The following is an 18,290-nucleotide window of genomic DNA, read 5'->3' as shown; positions in this document are numbered from 1 at the left end:
ACGATAGCTTCTATGTTAAAATGAATGATGCAGATTGTTTATGATGGTAGCTACTCAGGGGGTGATGCGTATGAGCATTTTCCTACTTCAACGAAGGGAGTAGCCTTTTGTCTGTTGCGGAAGCACTGGCATTGATGATCCAGTTCGGATCGTTGATGCTTGCGCTTGTTGGCATTATGCTGACAATCAGCAAAAAAGATAAAAAATAAACCCGTCATAAACTTTTAGCGAAGTTGACGGGTTTATCATACGTTAATACATGCTACCACAAAACGGCTACATTGAAGCGATGTTAGCGCATCGCTTCTTTTCTTTAGTATAGCATCTCAACGAGTCATCTGTAAACAACGAGTCATGAGTGAAATCAATCATTCAATAAAGTCCTAATGGAGTCGCACATTCTCTAAAATTAGTGCTGAAGAGGATGGCAAATGGAATTAACTAAAGAGTAAGCGCTGGGGTAGAAGCTTCCTTAACCACGCTTCTTTTCTAGCTGAACCACTGATATTATTCTTGGCGACTTAAAGAATAAGGCAAACTATCCTCTGAATAAGTTTTAGTATGAGGAACAATGCCTAAATGGTAGTTGATCGTGCCACCGTTTAGTAAATCTTTATGAGTAAAATATAGCTTTTCATAAGTGTAGCCATCTCGACTTACATGGTGAATAAACTGTTGTTGGGGCTGATTAGGCGTAGCATAGATAGTCAATTGATTGCCGTTTGAAAGTGTTAAGATCACTTGATCAAACAGTGGGATACCAATGACATACTCACCGGTTCCAGGTGTAACTGGGTAAAAACCTAAACTGTTAAAGATATACCAAGCGGCCATACTGCCATTATCCTCGTCGCCAGGATAGCCAGTAGGTGATGCATCAAACAGTTGCGTAAGCAACTGTTTGATCAAAGGTTGTGCCATTTCGGGTTTCCCAAGGTAATGGAAAAGATAAGGGTAGTGAAAACTTGGTTGATTAGAGATGGCTAATTGTCCAAATTCAGTTGCTGCCATCTCACTCATTTCATGGATTTCAAACCCATAACCACCGACTTCAAACTTAGGCGGTTGATTACATAATTCAACTAATTTGTTCTCAAAAGCTTGTTTTCCACCATGCGCTTCGATCAGACCTACAAAGTCATGGAAAACAGCAAAACTGCTTTGCCATGCACTTCCTTCTGCGTAATCGGTGCCCCAAGAGATAGAGGAGAAATCAGGACGGAATTTTCCTGAGCAGTCTTTTGAACGCATAAAACCAGTTTCTGTATCAAAAACATTGCGATAGTTCATGGATTGTTGCTGATAGTGACGAGTTGTTTCAACATCGGCTAGTGTTTGAGCAACTTGACTGATACAAAAATCACTGTAGGCATAATCAAGTGTGTGATTGATCGATTCATGGTAATGGTTTGGCACGTAGCCATACTTTAAATAATCGATTGTCCCTTGGCGACCATAATTTTGTTGATCACTTTGAACTGTCGCTCCTTTTTTCATGGCTTCTAAAAATTCCGGCATATTCTGACTGCCGATACCTTTGATGGCAGCATCAGCGATCACTGCATCGATCAATGTTCCAGGCATGAGACCTCGTTCATCTGGAGAAAGCCATTTAGGTAAGAAGCCAGTTTCTCGATAACTGTTTAAAAAACCTTCCAACATCTCTTCATATTTTTCGACCGCAATCAATGAAAAGAGTGGGTAAACCGTTTTGTACGTATCCCAAAACCCATTATTTGTATAAAGAATCCCATTTTTTACTGTACAACTAGTGGTATCATAATGGATTTTTTTTCCTTCTGGATCAATTTCGTAAAAAGTTTGTGGGAATAGGAATGTCCGATATAAATTGTGATAGAACGTTTGCGTTTGTTTTTGATCATGATGGTTGATTTTGATTCGATCAAAGTAGTTTTGCCATTGCTCCTGACTGTCTAAAAGATAGTCTTTTTCTTGTTTTTCTTGCTCTTGTTTCAAATTGTGGTGAGCTTGTTCATTACTAATGAATGACGTCCCTAGCCGAATCGTCTGTTGCTTGATATGACCAAAATAAAGAGCTACGGTGTCTGCTTGTTCGCTAGAATACTCGAGTTCACTAGTTGTCAGAGGCTGTTCGAAGCCCAAAACAAAATAAAAAGTGAAATTTGGATCTTCTGCGCCCGCAAAATGAGTGACTTGGCCTTCTAGTGTGTAGGCATCTTTTGCAGTAAGACGGAAACGGCCAGGAAATGCTAGTAATAAACCGCTATCATTTTGTTGGTAAGTGATGGAAAGGATGCCACCATACATACTAGGGATCAATGTCGATTGAATACCGTAACGCAATTGGTCAATGGAAAGGTGGGTGGGACAAAAAGTACATTCTTCTGGGCGATACGAACTTTGGGCATGGAACACCGTGGGTTCTTGTAATACTCCACTGAACGGAGTCATCAAAAAGTGGCTGAAATCCCCCATCCAAGGACTAGGTTGATGAGTCAAACGATAGCCTTGGAAAATCCGGTCATCGGGGTGAAACCACCAACTACCTCTTTGTTCATTTGTCTGTGGGGCAAAATAGTTCATACCAAAAGGAACGCCTGTATAAGGCAGGCAATTCCCATTAGAAAAGTTGGCTTGATTCGCAGTGCCATGACGTGTATCAATTTGTTGAATGTCCATGTGTATACTCCTTTGTCGATAGTCGTTGGATCAAAGTAACAGGATGTTTGATGTCAGCCGGTTTTTCTTTTGTTTGTAACCACTGGATCATCGCTTTGCCCGCCAATTCGCCTAATTGGAGAAAATCTTGGGCAATCGTTGTTAAAGGCGGATCAACCAAAGCAGCAGCTTGGATATCATCGAACCCAATGACGGAAAAATCATTGGGAATGGTGTAACCCAATTGTTTTAATGTAGTCATTGCTTGAATTGCCACTAAGTCATTCTCACAAACAAATGCTGTAACGTTATGTGTATGAATATAGTTAGCTAATTCATTAGTGGTCGCCATTGGATCATTTAATGCAGTATGGAACGATAACTCTGCTTTATTCAGTGCTTCAAGATAACCGAGATAGCGTTGTCTCACGGATTGTGGATGGAATAAATCACCAAAAAGATAAGCGATTTTTTTGTGACCTTGTTCAATCAATTGATTGGTTGCTAAAGAACCACCTTGAAAGTTATCCGATAAGACAGTTGGAAAAGGTAACTCATATATTTTTTTATCTAGCATGAGTACTGGAAAGTCTTTTAAGGAAAGCTCAAAAAGCAAGTCAAGATGTTGATCTGTTTCAAAAGCATAATAAATCAAGCCATCAAATTCTTGCATCAAATCATTGGCTGTCTTTGTTTCTAAAAAATCTAAAGTCGTCATCATGACCTCGAATTGATGTTCTTGCATGATTGGATTCAAGCCCTGAGTAAAGTCACCCACGGATAAATCAGACAAGTAAGGCAAAAGAAATAAGATTCTTTTATGAGTAGAGAGACTACGTGAAGGAACACCTTTTTTGGGAGCTTTAACAAAACTTCCTTTTCCGCGTACACGATAAATCAATCCTAGTTGTTCTAATTCTGTCAATGCCCGTTTGGACGTGATCCGACTAACATTGTATTGTTGGGATAGTTCTTTTTCAGTGGGAACTTGACTGTCGACAGGTAAAGTTCCATCATGTATTGCTTTTTCTAGCGCTAAAAATATTGTTTTATATAATGGTTGCTCCATAATTACACCTCTTAATGATATATCATAATTAAATCATAGCATAATACTTGAAAAAGTAAATAGAAAAAAGTTTATTGAAAGCGTAGACATTTATAGCGTGAGCAGGTATAATCCATAATGACATATCAAATAAAAGGGAGTTTATATAATATGGTTTATAAAGATATACCTAATTCAGTGAAGCAATTTATGGATGACATCATACAAAAATGTGGAGAAGAGCATGCAGATTGGGCTAAGAATTTTTCTTCGGCTTTTGCGAATACGTTGTTGACCACAGTCAAACGGCAAGAGGATGGGACAACTTTTCTACTCACAGGAGATATCCCTGCAATGTGGTTACGTGATTCCACCGCGCAGGTTCGTCCTTATTTAGTGATTGCGAAAGAGGATGAAGATTTAGCTGACATGATCAGTGGGTTAGTCAAAAAGCAATTTTACTATATCACGATCGATCCATATGCAAATGCGTTCAATGAACAAGCAAATGGCGCAGGGCATCAAACCGATCACACTCAAATGAACGATTGGATCTGGGAAAGAAAATATGAAATCGATTCTTTATGCTACCCTGTTCAACTAGCTTATTTACTTTACAAGAATACCGGACGTACAGATCAATTTGACCACTCATTTATTGAGGGGATTCAAAAAATCTTAGAAGTTTTTCAAGTAGAACAAGACCATCGACAATCGCCTTACACCTTTACAAGAGACACCACAAGAAAAGAAGATACGTTAGTCAACGAGGGACGTGGATCGGCGATTGCGCCCACGGGTATGACTTGGTCAGGATTTCGTCCGAGCGATGATGCCTGTCAATATGGCTATCTTGTCCCATCCAATATGTTTGCTGTAGTTATTCTAGGATATGTGGAAGAGATTTTCACCTCAATTCTTGAAGACCAAGAAATCGTTGCAAAAGCAAACGACTTAAAAACAGCCATCCAAGAGGGGATTGCCACCTATGGAAAAATCGAAAATCAACAAGGTGAAACGATTTATGCGTATGAAGTAGACGGCTTAGGGAATGCCTCATTAATGGACGATAGCAATGTGCCTAATTTGATTTCAGCACCTTATTTGGGTTATTGCTCCAGTACAGATGAACACTATATAAATACGCGAAATACTTTGTTAAGTAAAGAGAACCCTTACTTTTATGAAGGGAAGTATGCAAAAGGAATTGGTTCTTCGCATACGCCCGAGAATTATATTTGGCCAATCGCCCTAGCGATGGAGGGAATGACGACAGAAGACAAACAAGAAAAAGAACGAATCCTTGATTTACTAGTAGCGACCGATGCAGGGACACACTTGATGCATGAAGGTTTTGATGTGAACAATCCGCAAAACTACACAAGAGAATGGTTTTCTTGGGCAAACATGATGTTTTGTGAATTAGTCATGGATTACTTTGATATCCGAGTGGAAAAATAAGGAGGAGAATAGATATGAAGAAAAAAGTGTATATCATTTCTCATAGCCATTGGGATCGTGAGTGGTACATGGCATATGAGCAACATCACATGCGATTAGTGGAGTTAATGGATGATTTGTTGGAGCTGTTTGAAACCGATCCAGACTTCAACAGCTTTCATTTAGATGGACAGACCATTATTTTAGATGACTATCTACAAGTACGTCCTGAAAAAAGAGAAGCAATCCAACAAGCCATCGATGCAGGAAAATTACGGATTGGACCATTTTATATTTTACAGGATGATTTTTTAATTAGCTCAGAGTCAAATGTTCGGAATATGTTGATCGGTATGGAAGAAAGTCGCAAATGGGGAACGCCGGTCATGCTAGGTTATTTCCCTGATACTTTTGGCAATATGGGACAAACGCCACAAATGATGAAGCAAGTAGGACTAGAAGCTGCTGCGTTTGGTCGTGGGGTGAAACCGATAGGCTTTGATAATCAAGTACTAGAAGCTGAGAACTATTCGTCACAATATTCTGAGATGTGGTGGAAAGGCCCTGATCAAACGGAGATCTTTGGGTTATTGTTTGCCAACTGGTACAGTAACGGGAATGAGATTCCAGCTGAGAAAGAAGCTACAATTCGTTTTTGGGATCAGAAGTTAGCAGATGCCGAGCAATATGCGTCAACCAACCATCTATTGATGATGAATGGAGTGGATCATCAACCTGTACAAAAAGATATATCAAAGGCAATTCGATTAGCCAATGAATTGTATCCTGACTATGAATTTATTCATTCCAATTTTACGGATTATCTAGAAACGGTACAACAGGATCTTCCTCAGGATCTTGGCTCAGTTGAAGGAGAATTGACGAGTCAAGAAACCGATGGCTGGTATACGTTAGCCAATACAGCTTCTGCGAGAGTTTACCTCAAACAGTGGAACACAAAAGTACAACGTCAACTTGAAAATGTCACAGAACCTTTAGCAACGATGGCGTATGAAGTGACAGGAAAGTATCCGCACGATCAATTAGATTACGCTTGGAAAACACTGATGCAAAATCATCCTCATGATAGCATTTGCGGATGCTCAGTTGACTCCGTTCATCGAGAAATGATTCCGCGTTTTGAAAAAGCCAATGAAGTGGGGAGATTTTTAGCACAAGAAGCATTGGATCAACTGGCAACAGCTATTGATACCAGTGGATTTTCGAAGCAAAGCTATCCTTTTGTTATTTTCAATACAGCAGGAATGCCCAAAACAGGGTCAGCCGTAATCACTTTAGAGTTGGAACGAAAACGATTTGCAGAAGGGATTCCAGAGGAGCTATATCAAGAATTAGCGGAACAACCTAAGAAATACTACCATGTTGAAACGTCTGAAAAAAAACAGATCCCAGCTTTGATTTCTGAAGAAGTTGTATCATTTGGCTATGATTTACCGAAAGATCGCTTTAGAGTGCCATATATGGCAAGATATGTCACGATTGAGCTACCGATTGATGAAATGCCTGCATTTTCATGGGAAACATTCGCTTTAGTTGAAGGAGCAACGGATGAAAAACAAGAGTCGATGATTACTCAAGCAGGACGCTGTATTGAAAATCAATTCGTGCATGTATCCATTAAGCAAAACGGGACATTGACCTTATTGGATAAAACGACCGGGCAAGAATTTGAAGAGTTATTGACATTTGAAGACGTCGGTGACATCGGTAACGAATATATCTTCAAGCAACCAGAGAATGAACAAGCGATTCTTTCAAAAGACCAACCGAGAAGTACTGTTGAGATCATCAAGGATACATCTGAAATTGCTCAAATCAAACTAACTCAAACCATTGACATCCCTATTTCTGCAGATGATCGGTTAGAAAAAGAGCAACAAATGGTACGAGAGTTCCGCTTTAGACAAGCCCAACGCTCAAAAGAAACAAAGCCACTGACAATCACAACACTGATTACGTTGCGTGCAGAGAGCAAAAAGATCGATTTTACAACAACCATCGATAATCAGATGAAAGATCATCGCTTACGTGTCTTATTCCCAACGAAGTTACATGTGGAACAACATGAAGCAGATAGTATTTTTGAAGTCGTAGCTCGTCCAAATCAAGTCTCTGCAAGTTGGGAGAACCCGACCAATCCCCAGCATCAACATGCCTTTGTCCAATTAGGCGATGCAACCCAAGGAATAACGATTGGTAATTTTGGTTTGAATGAATATGAAATCTTGGATGGAAAAACCATTGCGGTGACATTACTGCGTTGCGTCGGTGAGATGGGCGACTGGGGTTATTTCCCGACACCGGAGGCACAGTGTTTAGGTGTTCACCAATTCGATTACAGTTTAGAGGTTCACTCCGGAAAAGATAAATTTGCCACATACAAACATGCTTATGCAGCTCAAATTCCATTTTCGACAAAGCAATTGTCCATTCAAGTAGGCAAACTATCACCGAAAAACCAATATTTATCAATCGAAGGGGAAACGTTTGCAATTACTGCTTTGAAACGAAGCAAACTTAATGATAAACTAGTAGCGAGAGGATTCAATATGTCTAGTCATTTAGAATCGTTGCATTTGACGAAAAATGGCAAAAAAGGCAAACCGTTGAATCTCCTTGAAGAAGAATGTCAAGAGACGATTGACGAAATGCTCCAGCCTTATGAGATTCGGACAGTCGGCTTTGAGGAGGAATAATTGATGTATGGTGGAATAGAAGCAGGTGGAACAAAATTTATTTGTGCAGTATCAGATCAGGGAGAAATCATTGAAAAAATCAGTGTACCGACAACTTTACCAGAGGAAACATTGGCGTTAGTGTTTGATTTCTTTGATCGTTTTGAATTAGAAGCAATTGGAATCGGTTCCTTTGGTCCAATCGGTATTGATCCAACGAATGATCGCTATGGCTATGTCTTAGCTACGCCTAAACAAGGATGGCGAGATTTTGATTTCTTAGGAAGCATCAAACAACGATACGACGTTCCTTTGGCATGGACAACTGACGTCAATGCTGCGGCATATGGCGAATTGTTGAAAGGGGCGGCGCAAGGTAAAAATAGCTGCATCTATTTGACTGTCGGCACAGGTATTGGTGGCGGAGTCGTGTTGAATAGCGATATTCTTTCTGGTAGTGCGCATCCGGAAATGGGACACATCATGGTCAAACGTCATCCAGAAGACAACTACGAAGGAACTTGCCCTTTCCATAAAGACTGTTTAGAAGGATTAGCTGCTGGACCATCGATCGAAGCACGTACAGGAATCAAAGGACAAAATTTACCTGAGGATCATCCTGTCTGGGATATCCAAGCATATTATCTTGCACAAGCATTAGTCAATTATACATTGACGTTAGCGCCAGAAAAAATCATTTTAGGTGGTGGTGTCATGAATCAAGCACACTTACTACAAAAAGTGAGAGAACAATTTATGACATTGATGGCTGGTTACATGGAAACACCGCCAGTAGATGAGTATATTGTTCAATGGGGCATGCCGAACGAAAGTGGGATCATTGGAAGCCTGCTGTTAGCGGAAAAGGTACATCGAGAAGCAAATGAATTTGCATAAATCTAAGAAGAAAATAGCGACTTTTAATTTTTAGATGGAAACTTGAATAAAAATAGGTATAGAGAACGACTGTCATTATTGGTAGCCGTTCTTTTTTATTCTATATGTTACGTACTAACGTTGTGTTGACAAAAGAATGTATTTTTAGTACGATGTTGTTACAAATTAGAGGGAGGGGTAGATTATGGGACAATCCACAATTACATTTAGAATTCCAGATGATGAAAAAGAACTAGTAGCAGAATATGCTAAAGCACATAACTCATCATTGACGGAACTTTACAGGACTTCAGTACTTGATAAAATCGAAGATGAGATTGATTTAAAATTATTAAAAGATGCAATGGCACTTTCTAAAAAGAAAAAAGAGAAGGGGATTTCTCAGTCTGACATGGAGAAGTTGTTAGATGAAGTATAAAGTTATCTATATGCCTCAAGCGCAGAAACAGTTAAGAAAGATGGATCGAAATCAAGCAAGAATAATCGTTGCTTGGATTAGAAAAAATTTGGAAGGAACCAGCACCCCTCGACAACACGGTAAAGGATTGACGGGAAATCGAGGTTGTGAGTGGCGGTACCGCATTGGGAATTATCGCATACTAGCAAATATAATTGACTCTGAAATTATAATTGAAATATTTGCTATTGGTCATAGAAGTATTATTTACAAGAAATAATCGTTGCAAATGAGACTGGTTTGGAGCAACATGAATCCGAACTTAATTGATTGGAAAAACAACTTGTGTCAATAATTGGTCTTCCGGTGTATCAAGCGGATTACTTAGATAGTAATCATACGCCTGTACTTTCCAAATGATTTTCTTGGAGATAAACCAGCATTGCCTCGTATGTTGCCTCAAGTGTGGCGTAAGAATCTGGATGTGTGGCGATAACGGCTTTTCCACCATACGTTTGACTCATATACACCTCATCACTTGCAGAAATAGCTGTATTGATAGGAATCCCTAACTCAATGTCAAAGACGGTAAAGTCTTCGTTGCTATTCAGATAAGCACAGTAGGAGGCGCTAATCAGTTGGGCACCTTGTTGGGCAACAGCTTGCATCAATTTTTCATAGCCAGTATCTATTGCAGCGGTCATGTTCTCCATAGTAACAGCAGTCGCTTTGGTTGCTACAGCAATTTGTGACGAAAGGTTAGTTCTTTCAATATTCATATGAATGATTTCCTTGATGTTTTATATACATATAATGTAAGTGAAACATATAGATGCTTACTGTCGATTTATATTTTTTGATAGAAATAGGAAAAAACTGAGAATCGGGACCGTATTAAGTTCCCAAATCTCAGCTTTTTTTTATGACTATTTTCAAGTGTTTACCATAATCCCGGCAATGCTCGTGCAATGATTTTTTCTTGTGTAAATGGATGGGTCATATGGAGTTCCAACGCATGGAGCATCAAACGTTTCGCTGACTTCGTTTGATAGAGCGGGTCACCAACAATGGGGTGGCCTTGATGCGCTAAGTGTACGCGGATTTGATGCGTCCTCCCTGTATCTAGGACACAATAGACCTTTGTTTTATCTGCCGAAACTTCGGCGACTTGGACATGTGTGCTGGCTGGTTGCCCATTTCTTGGATCGACCACTCGTTTGCGACGATCATGACGATCTCTGCCGATTTTGTCTGTGATTGTTACATCTTGAGAAATTTTACCCCAGACAACGGCTTGATAACGGCGGTAGATTTTTTTCTGTTCCAACATTCTACCTAAAATAGGCAAAATAAAAGGATTTTTAGCGAATAGAACAGCCCCGCTTGTTTCTTTGTCTAATCGGTGAACGACATATGGACGTTGGTTTTTTTGAGCTAAGTAAGCAGCCAGATGATTCAATAACGTATTCGTTTCCGTCGGTTCATTCGGATGCGTTTTGATACCGACTGGTTTATTAACAATGATCAAGTGCTCGTCCTCGTACAACACGCTGACTTTTGTTGCTTCCCCCAATTGAACATCTTGGTAACTATAGTCAGTTTCCTCAAAGTGCAAAGTGATCTGGTCCCCAGCTTTTGCTTCGTGATGGAATAAAACAGGTTCGCGATTCACTAAGACGTTTTTACGTATACGCAAAAAGTGACGGACTTTTCTTGGTACAAGCCACTCGTTTTCTAGTAATTCTCGAATCGTCATCGTTGGATGAGATTCAGGTAACGTGATCGTGATGTCCACATGCTCACACCTTTCATTGAAATTCAGATTCATTGTAACATTTTTAACAGATATTTAAGAAAAAAATGGAAAATTTCTGTCATTTCATATGCTAAACTATCCACATTGTGAATAAATAAAGCGTACACCTACATCTCAAGCAGGACGTCACGCATAATTAGTTATGTTAAAATGAGAAGAATGAGATCAATAGACAGGAGAAGAAGTGAATGGATTTTCAGAGCATGTTAGGAAGAATAAAAACTGCGCTCATCAGTTTTTGGCGATGGATTAAGCCTTACCTTGGACAATTCCATCGCTGGCGCAAGCGCATTTGGAAAAAATATCATATCAACAAGTTGATTTTACTGATCGGACTGATCTTCGTATTGATCACGAGTATTTATCTATTTGTATTAGCAAAACAAGCGAATGTTGAAACACTGAAATCTGGTTTGAGTCAGTCGACCGTGATTTATGATAAAAACAACGAAGAGGCGGGGACGTTGTATGCACAAAAAGGGTCTTATGTGGAGTTAGATGCGATTTCTCCACTGATCCAAGATGCCGTTATCTCGACCGAAGACCGGAATTTTTATCAACATCCTGGTTTTGATATCAAAGGGATTGCCAGAGCAGCAGTAAGGATGATCACATCTGGTGGTACAGGCGGGGGTGGCGGAAGTACCATTACCCAACAGTTAGCCAAAAATGCGTATCTTACACTAGATCAAACGTTTGACAGAAAAGCGAAAGAACTTTTTCTAGCGATTGAGATCGAGAAGAAGTACAGCAAAGAAGAAATTTTAACGATGTATCTGAACAATGCCTATTTTGGTAATGGGGTTTGGGGTGTACAAGATGCATCTAGACGCTATTTTGGAGTGGATGCTAACAATGTCACGCTGTCTGAAGCTGCTACGTTAGCGGGGATGTTGAAGGGTCCTGGTATCTACAACCCAATCGATCATCCAGAAAATGCCAATAATCGGAAAAATACGGTGTTAAGCGTGATGGCAGACAATGGTAAAATCAGTGAAGAACAAGCAACTGCTGAGTCTCAGACGGACATCACACACTATTTGAATGATACGTATACTGGTTCGGAGTCTGGTTATCGTTATCCTTATTATTTTGATGCAGTGATTGATGAAGCTGTTAGTGAATATGGCTTAGATGAAGCAGATGTCATGAACAAAGGCTATAAAATCTATACGTCATTGAATCAGAATTATCAGCAACAACTAGAAGCGACTTATCAAAATGATGCGTTATTCCCTCCAAATGCGACAGATGGTGCCATGGTCCAATCAGGTTCAGTTGCACTAGATCCGAAAACAGGCGGGGTTGCAGCGCTCGTTGGTCGACGTGGGGAACATGTCTTTAGAGGATTCAACTTTGCGACGCAGATGAAACGTTCACCTGGTTCATCGATCAAACCGCTTAGTGTGTTTGCTCCCGCATTAGAAGCTGGCTATACACCGTCAAGTATTCTTGAAGATAAACCACAATCTTATTATGATGCACACAACTTTGATGGGACCTATCAAGGGGAAGTACCGATGTATCAAGCGGTTGCTCAAAGCTTGAATTTACCAGCTGTGTGGTTACTTCATGAGATTGGTCTTCAAAAAGGTTTTGATAAGACAAAAGAATTTGGCTTACCTTTAGCTGATTCAGACAAGTATTATGGGTTAGCGTTAGGTGGTTTGAAAAATGGGGTATCTCCTATGACTATGGCGGGGGCTTATGGTTCATTTGCCAATAATGGGAAGATGTATACACCGCATTTGATCACCAAGATCGTTGACTCTACTGGAGCAGTCATCGTTGATAATACCAACAGTAAACCAAAGCAGGTCATTTCCGAAGAAACGGCGAACCAAATGACCAGCATGTTACTAGGCACGTTCTCAAATGGAACGGGTGTTGCAGCGAATCCATATGGTTATACGGTGGCAGGAAAAACAGGAACGACAGAAACCAATTTTGATGCAACAAAAGCGAATGACCAATGGATTGTTGGATATACCCCAGATGTAGTCATCTCTACTTGGTTGGGATTTGAAGAAACGAGTGAACTTCACTACTTAGAAGGTACAAGTGGCAATGTGGTGGGGAAAGTCTTCAAATCAGCAGCAGAAGGCATCTTGCCTTACACTGAGCAAACAAGATTCAATGTTGCGGATGCCTATGCTACCGGTGGTCAAGTCGTCCCAGCAGATCAAGTACCAGATAATTCACAAACCAATGAAGAGAATCAGGGGAACTGGCAAGACAATTTAGATCGTTATGGTGAACAAGCGAAAGACGGTCTAAGGAATTTTGGTGATATGCTGAGAGAAGGCGTACAAGGTATCGGTGATGCAACACGAGATCTATGGCGTCGATTCCAGGGAGAGTAGGCACTTTGAAAACGAATCACCTCATGTTACAATAGAGTTTATTAAATAGAAGAAAAGAGGCCGTCGTATGTCAAATATTTATGATAGTGCAAATCAAATCGAACGTGAGATTCGTGAACTAAAAGAATTCAAAGAGCTAGAAGAAGCTTATGCAAAAGTAAAAGCGAATGAAGAAGCACATCAACTATTCAAAGATTTCCAAGCAATGCAAATCGAATTACAAGAAAAACAAATGAGCGGACAAGAATTCAGCGATGAAGATGCTGCCAGAGCCCAAGAAATGGCAATGAAAATCCAAACAGAAGAAGTTATCAATGACTTGATGCAAAAAGAACAAGGATTCAGCACGATCATCAATGATTTGAACCGTATCATCATGACACCAGTACGCGACTTGTACAGCGAATAGTCATCAGCAAAATAACTCTCTGGCATGAAATCTCTAAAGGATTTCATGCCAGTTTTTTTTATAAAAAACAATTTTTTCTTTCAGGAGAAAAAGTGATGGACAGGCAAGGATCATCCTTTGTTATCATTAAGTTGCAGAAAGATACCAATAAACAAATGAGAGGATGTGAACCTATGCGAAAAAAAATGACAATTGAAATTAACGCACCTATTAAAGAATTGAATGTTACAAAACCTTTTGACTTAGCCCTTTTCAATCAATTTATTCTACATAAACGAACAAAAGAGTTACTACAGACACTAAAAAAAATGAAACATCAACTTGTCGAAGATTCATGGGCCTATGATAAACATTTTCGTTGGGTATCCACAAAAACGCATTTCGAGCATTATCAAAACAGTTTGATTTGGGCAGAAAAACTGGATCGAGTCATTTACCAGCGGTTAACAGAAAAACAAAAGAACCACACGCCTTTTTCTCTTCTTTCGCTCATGATAACTCATCGTTATATCCACGAATATGCACGTTATACGGTGAAAGACCAACGAATGATCTTTCAAGAAATCCGCCAAAGTCCACAAATAGAAAATAAAGATCTTTTTATGTTTGAAAAATTAAAAGAGGGTGTCAGCTTGGCAATTACGTCTAGAAGGCCTTCGCTAGCGGAAAAACCAAAGAATAACAATCAAACACAAAGTCTTTGATTGTGTCGGTGAGTCATAATTTAATAGACTGAATGAGGTCGGGACAGAAGTGTTTAGCCTCAAGAAATAAGGAGCCATCCACGAAAATTGTTTTTAAAATTTTTGTGGGTGGCGCCTTATTTTTCGAAGAGGTTACTTCTGTTCCCGCCGTTTATTCGGTTTTAGGGGGGCGAGAGTCCTAATGTCTCAGACACGCTTTGTCTGGGGAAAATTGTAAATTCTTTGAATCGAGTTTTAGATAGAAGCGGTTTCAAGGTAATTTACTAATGAAAAATCTGTTTCTTTTAGTAGTTCAACGACGAGTTGAGCGACTAAAGCAGCGCCTTCTGGACTAAAATGGGTGTTGTCACAAAGGCCTGAGGGATAATTTTCATAAGTATCAACTGGTAAATGCAAGTAGAATTTTTTTGTTTCTTCTTGCGTATACTGTTGAAGAGTAGTTTGTGATCGAGTAAAAACATCCAAAATAGGGTAGTTATTTTTTTCTGCGAATTGCCTCATTGCGTTTGGATATTCTCCTAAGCAGTTCGGATCTAATTCCCCATTTTTTAAGTAAAGGCGTCGTGTGACAGGGGTCAAGAAAATTGGCTGTACATTTAAGGATAAGGCTGTTTGCGCATAGATATCAAGTGCCTCCAGATACCCACCAAATGGTTCTGTTCCTTTTGCTTCAGTGATTTTTTGGTCGTTGTGGCCAAACTGGATCAGTAAAAAGTCTCCCGCTTGAAATTCTTCTTTCAAGCAAGTGAATCGTCCTTCTTCAATGAATGATTTTGAACTACGGCCATTTTTTGCTCGGTTGTTTATCCGAATCTTAGGTTGGAAGTATTTACCGAGGACTTCTCCCCAGCCGGTCTCTGGTCGAGCAGTCAGGTTTTTGATTGAAGCAGTGGAATCGCCTGCGATATGGATCGTTTGCATAGTCACTTTTCTTCCTCAAAGAAACCGAAATAGTTTCGCGCATTTGTATAACAGATATCTTCCACTAAGGTTCCTAAAAGATGGATGTCTTCGGGCGCTTCGCCTCGTTCCACGATTTCACCGATCAGCTCACAGAGAACACGTCGGAAATACTCGTGTCGTGTATAAGAGAGAAAACTGCGAGAATCCGTCAACATACCGACGAAATTTCCTAAAACACCGCTATCAGCAAGTTGTGTCATCTGTTCACGCATGCCTGCTCGGGTATCGTTATACCACCAACCAGAACCGAGTTGGAGTTTTCCAGCCGTTTCCTTTTGAAAGCTACCCATCAGAGCAAGCAGTAAGGGATAATCATTTGGATTGAGCGAATAAAGGATGGTCTTCGGTAATTGATTGTTTTTCTCGGCATGATCCAGCAATTGTTGCAGGTGGCTGGTTAGTGGTTGATCGTTGATCCCGTCGTAACCAGTATCTGGCCCTAAGCGTGTGAATGCTTGGGTATTGCAGTTACGATAAGCATGGAGATGCAACTGCATCGTCCAACCATGCGCATGATACAGAGGGATCAGCCTGTTGAGTGTTTCTGTTCGATAAGCATCAATTTCTGTCTGTGTCAGTGTTTCTTTTGCCAATGCTTTCTGGAAAATCTGTTCAAGTTCTTTTTCAGAAGCTTTGTGATAGGACAAGCGATCTAATCCATGATCCGATAGGCGACAGCCATGCAGGTGGAAATAGTCGATCCTTTGACTCAATGCGGTGATCAAAGAAGTGTAATCAGCGATTGGTTTGCCAATTACGTGAGACAATTTTGACAACCATTCAGAAAATCCCTCGTGGGTGAGATTTAATGCAGCATCTGGTCGAAACGCTGGTAATACTGTGAGATCAGGTTCTTCTTTTGCCAATAATTCGTGATAGACTAACTCGTCAATGGGATCATCTGTTGTGCAAATGACAGTCACCTTCGCATTTTTCGCAATCTCTCGTCGACGAAACGCTGGTTCAGCTAACCGTTTATTTGCTTGTTCCCAGATATTAAGAGCATTTTCTTCATTGATCAGTAAATCGATTTGGAAGAAACGTTTCAATTCAAGATGTGTCCAAGTATACAAAGGATTGCCTATGATTTTCGGCACCGTTTGACACCAAGCGTAAAATTTTTCGTAATCTGAGGCGTGACCAGTGATTTTTTCTTCTGGAACACCACAGGCTCGCATCAAACGCCATTTGTAATGATCGCCACTCAACCAGGCTTCTGTCAAATTAGTGAAAGGTTTGTTCTCATAAATTTCTTTTGGTGATAGATGACAGTGATAGTCGATGATCGGCATTTTTTCAGCAGATGAATGGTACAGTTTTTTTGACCATTGATTGGTTAATAAAAAATCATCAGATAAAAACATTTACTTCACTTCTTTCAATTTCAGATTGGGTAGTGATAAGAAAAATCAAAGTGTGACACCATTTTTAAAAATAGCTAGTTCTCTTACATCGTTGGCTTCGTTTTTTGTCTCTTCTCCGCTCGCAACACGGATGATTTTATCGATAAATAAAGGTAAGACCTCTGCCATGGATTGAGTCAACAATTCACCAGCATCAAAGTCCATCCAATGTTGTTTTCGTTCGAATAAAGGTGTATTGGTTGATACTTTTAGCGTGGGAACGTAAGAACCAAAAGGTGTTCCTCTGCCTGTGGTGAACAAGACGAGTTGACAATCAGCAGAAGCTAACGCAGATGCGGCAACAAGGTCATTACCAGGTGCCTCCAGTAAACTCAGCCCAGTTTTACGTACTTTTTCACCATAAGCTAACACATCGACTACCGTTGAATTTCCTGCTTTTTGGGTGCAACCAAGTGACTTGTCTTCTAAGGTAGAGATACCACCTGCTTTGTTTCCGGGAGAAGGATTTTCATAGACTGGTTCATTATAAGAGAGAAAATATTGTTTGAAATCATTGATCAATCGAACGATCGATTCAAAGACTGCTTGATTTTCTGCTCGTGCCATCAGAACTTGTTCGGCACCAAACATTTCGGGCACTTCCGTCAAGATCGTGCTACCACCTTGTGAAATCAAATAGTCAGAAAAGGCACCTAGCAATGGATTTGCAGTAATCCCTGACAACCCATCTGAACCACCGCATTTTAGCCCAATCGTTAGTTTATCCAGAGGAACAGGAACACGGAAATCTCTTCGTGCGATTTCTGCTAATTCTTCAAGCAAAGAGACGCCATGTCCTATTTCATCAGTGACATCTTGGGCAGTTAAAAATTTTACTCGTTGTTTGTTATATTTATTTAAACTAGCCTTTAATTCTTGTATCGTATTATTCTCACAACCTAATCCAAATACAAGCACACCGCCAGCATTCGGATGATGGATCGCATCAGCTAGAATCTTTTTCGTATTCTCATGATCCTTGCCTAATTGAGAACAACCATAAGGATGTTTTAAAATCGTGAGATGATCAAAAGGATTGTCATCTGCATGTCGTTTTTTATATTCTTGGATGATCAATTCAGCGATTCCATTGACACAGCCAACGGTTGGAACGATAAAGAGATCATTGCGAATCCCAGCTTGTCCGTCTTCACGAAGATAGCCTTGAAAGGTGCGATTTTCTTGTGGATAGACGATGGGGCATGATTTTGGTTGGTATTGGTAGCTTTCCTCACCAGAAAGATTTGTTTTGATATTATGCGTATGTATCCATTGTCCTGCTTTGACATCCGTCAAGAGATGACCAATCGGATAGCCATACTTGATCACATCAGCCCCTGCGCTCAAATCAGACAAAGCAATTTTATGACCTAAGGGGATTTCTTCAAAGGTAGTTAATGTAACATCATCGAAGCGAAGTGTTGTATTCGTTGGAATCGTGGTAGTAGCTACGACAACGCTGTCCTGTGGGTGTAATTGGATGATTCGAGTGGAGAAATCTGGATCAGTCATGT

At 40.1% G+C, this 18,290-nt stretch carries 16 protein-coding genes; 9 read left to right on the top strand and 7 right to left on the bottom strand.

Annotated features, from left to right (window positions below; all coding sequences use genetic code 11):
• Positions 1-107 precede the first annotated feature (107 nt).
• On the top strand, positions 108-209 hold the full coding sequence (locus EM4838_RS12855; protein ID WP_071867541.1) for a putative holin-like toxin: 102 nt from the start codon (positions 108-110) through the stop codon (positions 207-209).
• A 298-nt stretch (positions 210-507) separates the two neighbouring features.
• Here EM4838_RS12855 and EM4838_RS12850 read toward each other — a convergent pair whose 3' ends face one another.
• Positions 508-2,661: a GH92 family glycosyl hydrolase gene (locus EM4838_RS12850; protein ID WP_071867542.1), complete on the bottom strand. Its 2,154-nt coding sequence runs from the start codon at positions 2,659-2,661 to the stop codon at positions 508-510.
• Positions 2,642-3,709: a GntR family transcriptional regulator gene (locus EM4838_RS12845; RefSeq protein ID WP_071867543.1), complete on the bottom strand. Its 1,068-nt coding sequence runs from the start codon at positions 3,707-3,709 to the stop codon at positions 2,642-2,644. The genes EM4838_RS12850 and EM4838_RS12845 overlap by 20 nt, the downstream gene beginning before the upstream one ends.
• Before the next feature lie 150 nt (positions 3,710-3,859).
• On the opposite strand from EM4838_RS12845, the gene EM4838_RS12840 reads away from it, so the two are divergent.
• The 5 genes from EM4838_RS12840 (at position 3,860) to EM4838_RS12820 (ending at position 9,398) form a co-directional block, all read left to right on the top strand.
• Entirely contained in the window at positions 3,860-5,149 is a 1,290-nt protein-coding gene (locus EM4838_RS12840; RefSeq protein WP_071867544.1) for a glycoside hydrolase family 125 protein, read from the top strand.
• Between the two features lie 14 nt (positions 5,150-5,163).
• Positions 5,164-7,845, top strand: coding sequence for an alpha-mannosidase (locus tag EM4838_RS12835; protein WP_071867545.1), 2,682 nt, complete (start codon positions 5,164-5,166; stop codon positions 7,843-7,845).
• 3 nt (positions 7,846-7,848) lie between these two features.
• Positions 7,849-8,721 carry an ROK family protein gene (locus EM4838_RS12830; RefSeq protein WP_071867546.1) on the top strand — a complete coding sequence of 291 codons (873 nt, stop codon included), beginning with the start codon at positions 7,849-7,851 and terminating at the stop codon, positions 8,719-8,721.
• Between the two features lie 184 nt (positions 8,722-8,905).
• Positions 8,906-9,139 (top strand): type II toxin-antitoxin system RelB family antitoxin, encoded by a 234-nt coding sequence (relB, locus tag EM4838_RS12825; RefSeq protein WP_019723047.1) that lies wholly within the window; start codon positions 8,906-8,908, stop codon positions 9,137-9,139.
• Positions 9,129-9,398 (top strand): type II toxin-antitoxin system RelE family toxin, encoded by a 270-nt coding sequence (locus EM4838_RS12820; protein ID WP_071867547.1) that lies wholly within the window; start codon positions 9,129-9,131, stop codon positions 9,396-9,398. The genes relB and EM4838_RS12820 overlap by 11 nt, the downstream gene beginning before the upstream one ends.
• Positions 9,399-9,513: 115 nt before the next feature.
• Here the strand turns inward: EM4838_RS12820 and EM4838_RS12815 are convergent, their stop codons facing one another.
• Positions 9,514-9,897: a GyrI-like domain-containing protein gene (locus EM4838_RS12815; protein WP_071867548.1), complete on the bottom strand. Its 384-nt coding sequence runs from the start codon at positions 9,895-9,897 to the stop codon at positions 9,514-9,516.
• 161 nt (positions 9,898-10,058) lie between these two features.
• On the bottom strand, positions 10,059-10,913 hold the full coding sequence (locus EM4838_RS12810) for an RluA family pseudouridine synthase (RefSeq protein WP_071867549.1): 855 nt from the start codon (positions 10,911-10,913) through the stop codon (positions 10,059-10,061).
• 209 nt (positions 10,914-11,122) lie between these two features.
• Between EM4838_RS12810 and EM4838_RS12805 the strand changes: the two genes are divergently transcribed.
• The 3 genes from EM4838_RS12805 to EM4838_RS12795 all read left to right on the top strand — a co-directional run bounded on the left by EM4838_RS12805 (position 11,123) and on the right by EM4838_RS12795 (position 14,410).
• Complete coding sequence (locus tag EM4838_RS12805; RefSeq protein WP_071867550.1) at positions 11,123-13,297, top strand: PBP1A family penicillin-binding protein; 2,175 nt, start codon at positions 11,123-11,125, stop codon at positions 13,295-13,297.
• 67 nt (positions 13,298-13,364) lie between these two features.
• A complete protein-coding gene (locus tag EM4838_RS12800; protein ID WP_010734167.1) occupies positions 13,365-13,706 on the top strand; it encodes a YlbF/YmcA family competence regulator in 342 nt (113 codons plus the stop codon).
• A 173-nt stretch (positions 13,707-13,879) separates the two neighbouring features.
• A complete protein-coding gene (locus EM4838_RS12795; protein WP_071867566.1) occupies positions 13,880-14,410 on the top strand; it encodes a hypothetical protein in 531 nt (176 codons plus the stop codon).
• 234 nt (positions 14,411-14,644) lie between these two features.
• Here EM4838_RS12795 and EM4838_RS12790 read toward each other — a convergent pair whose 3' ends face one another.
• From EM4838_RS12790 to EM4838_RS12780, 3 genes are read right to left on the bottom strand one after another with little or no spacing between them, the layout of a single operon-like run.
• Positions 14,645-15,331, bottom strand: coding sequence for a rhamnogalacturonan acetylesterase (locus tag EM4838_RS12790; RefSeq protein WP_071867551.1), 687 nt, complete (start codon positions 15,329-15,331; stop codon positions 14,645-14,647).
• A gap of 2 nt (positions 15,332-15,333) precedes the next feature.
• The gene (gene uxaC / locus EM4838_RS12785; RefSeq protein ID WP_071867552.1) at positions 15,334-16,737 is read right to left on the bottom strand and encodes a glucuronate isomerase; all 1,404 of its coding nucleotides are present in this window, start codon (positions 16,735-16,737) and stop codon (positions 15,334-15,336) included.
• Between the two features lie 45 nt (positions 16,738-16,782).
• Positions 16,783-18,288 carry a UxaA family hydrolase gene (locus EM4838_RS12780; protein ID WP_071867553.1) on the bottom strand — a complete coding sequence of 502 codons (1,506 nt, stop codon included), beginning with the start codon at positions 18,286-18,288 and terminating at the stop codon, positions 16,783-16,785.
• Positions 18,289-18,290 lie beyond the last annotated feature (2 nt).

Origin of the sequence: Enterococcus mundtii, from assembly GCF_002813755.1 — a bacterium.
Lineage (GTDB): Bacteria > Bacillota > Bacilli > Lactobacillales > Enterococcaceae > Enterococcus_B > Enterococcus_B mundtii.
Note: the sequence above shows the minus strand (reverse complement) of the source record. Positions and strands in the feature narration are given on the sequence as shown.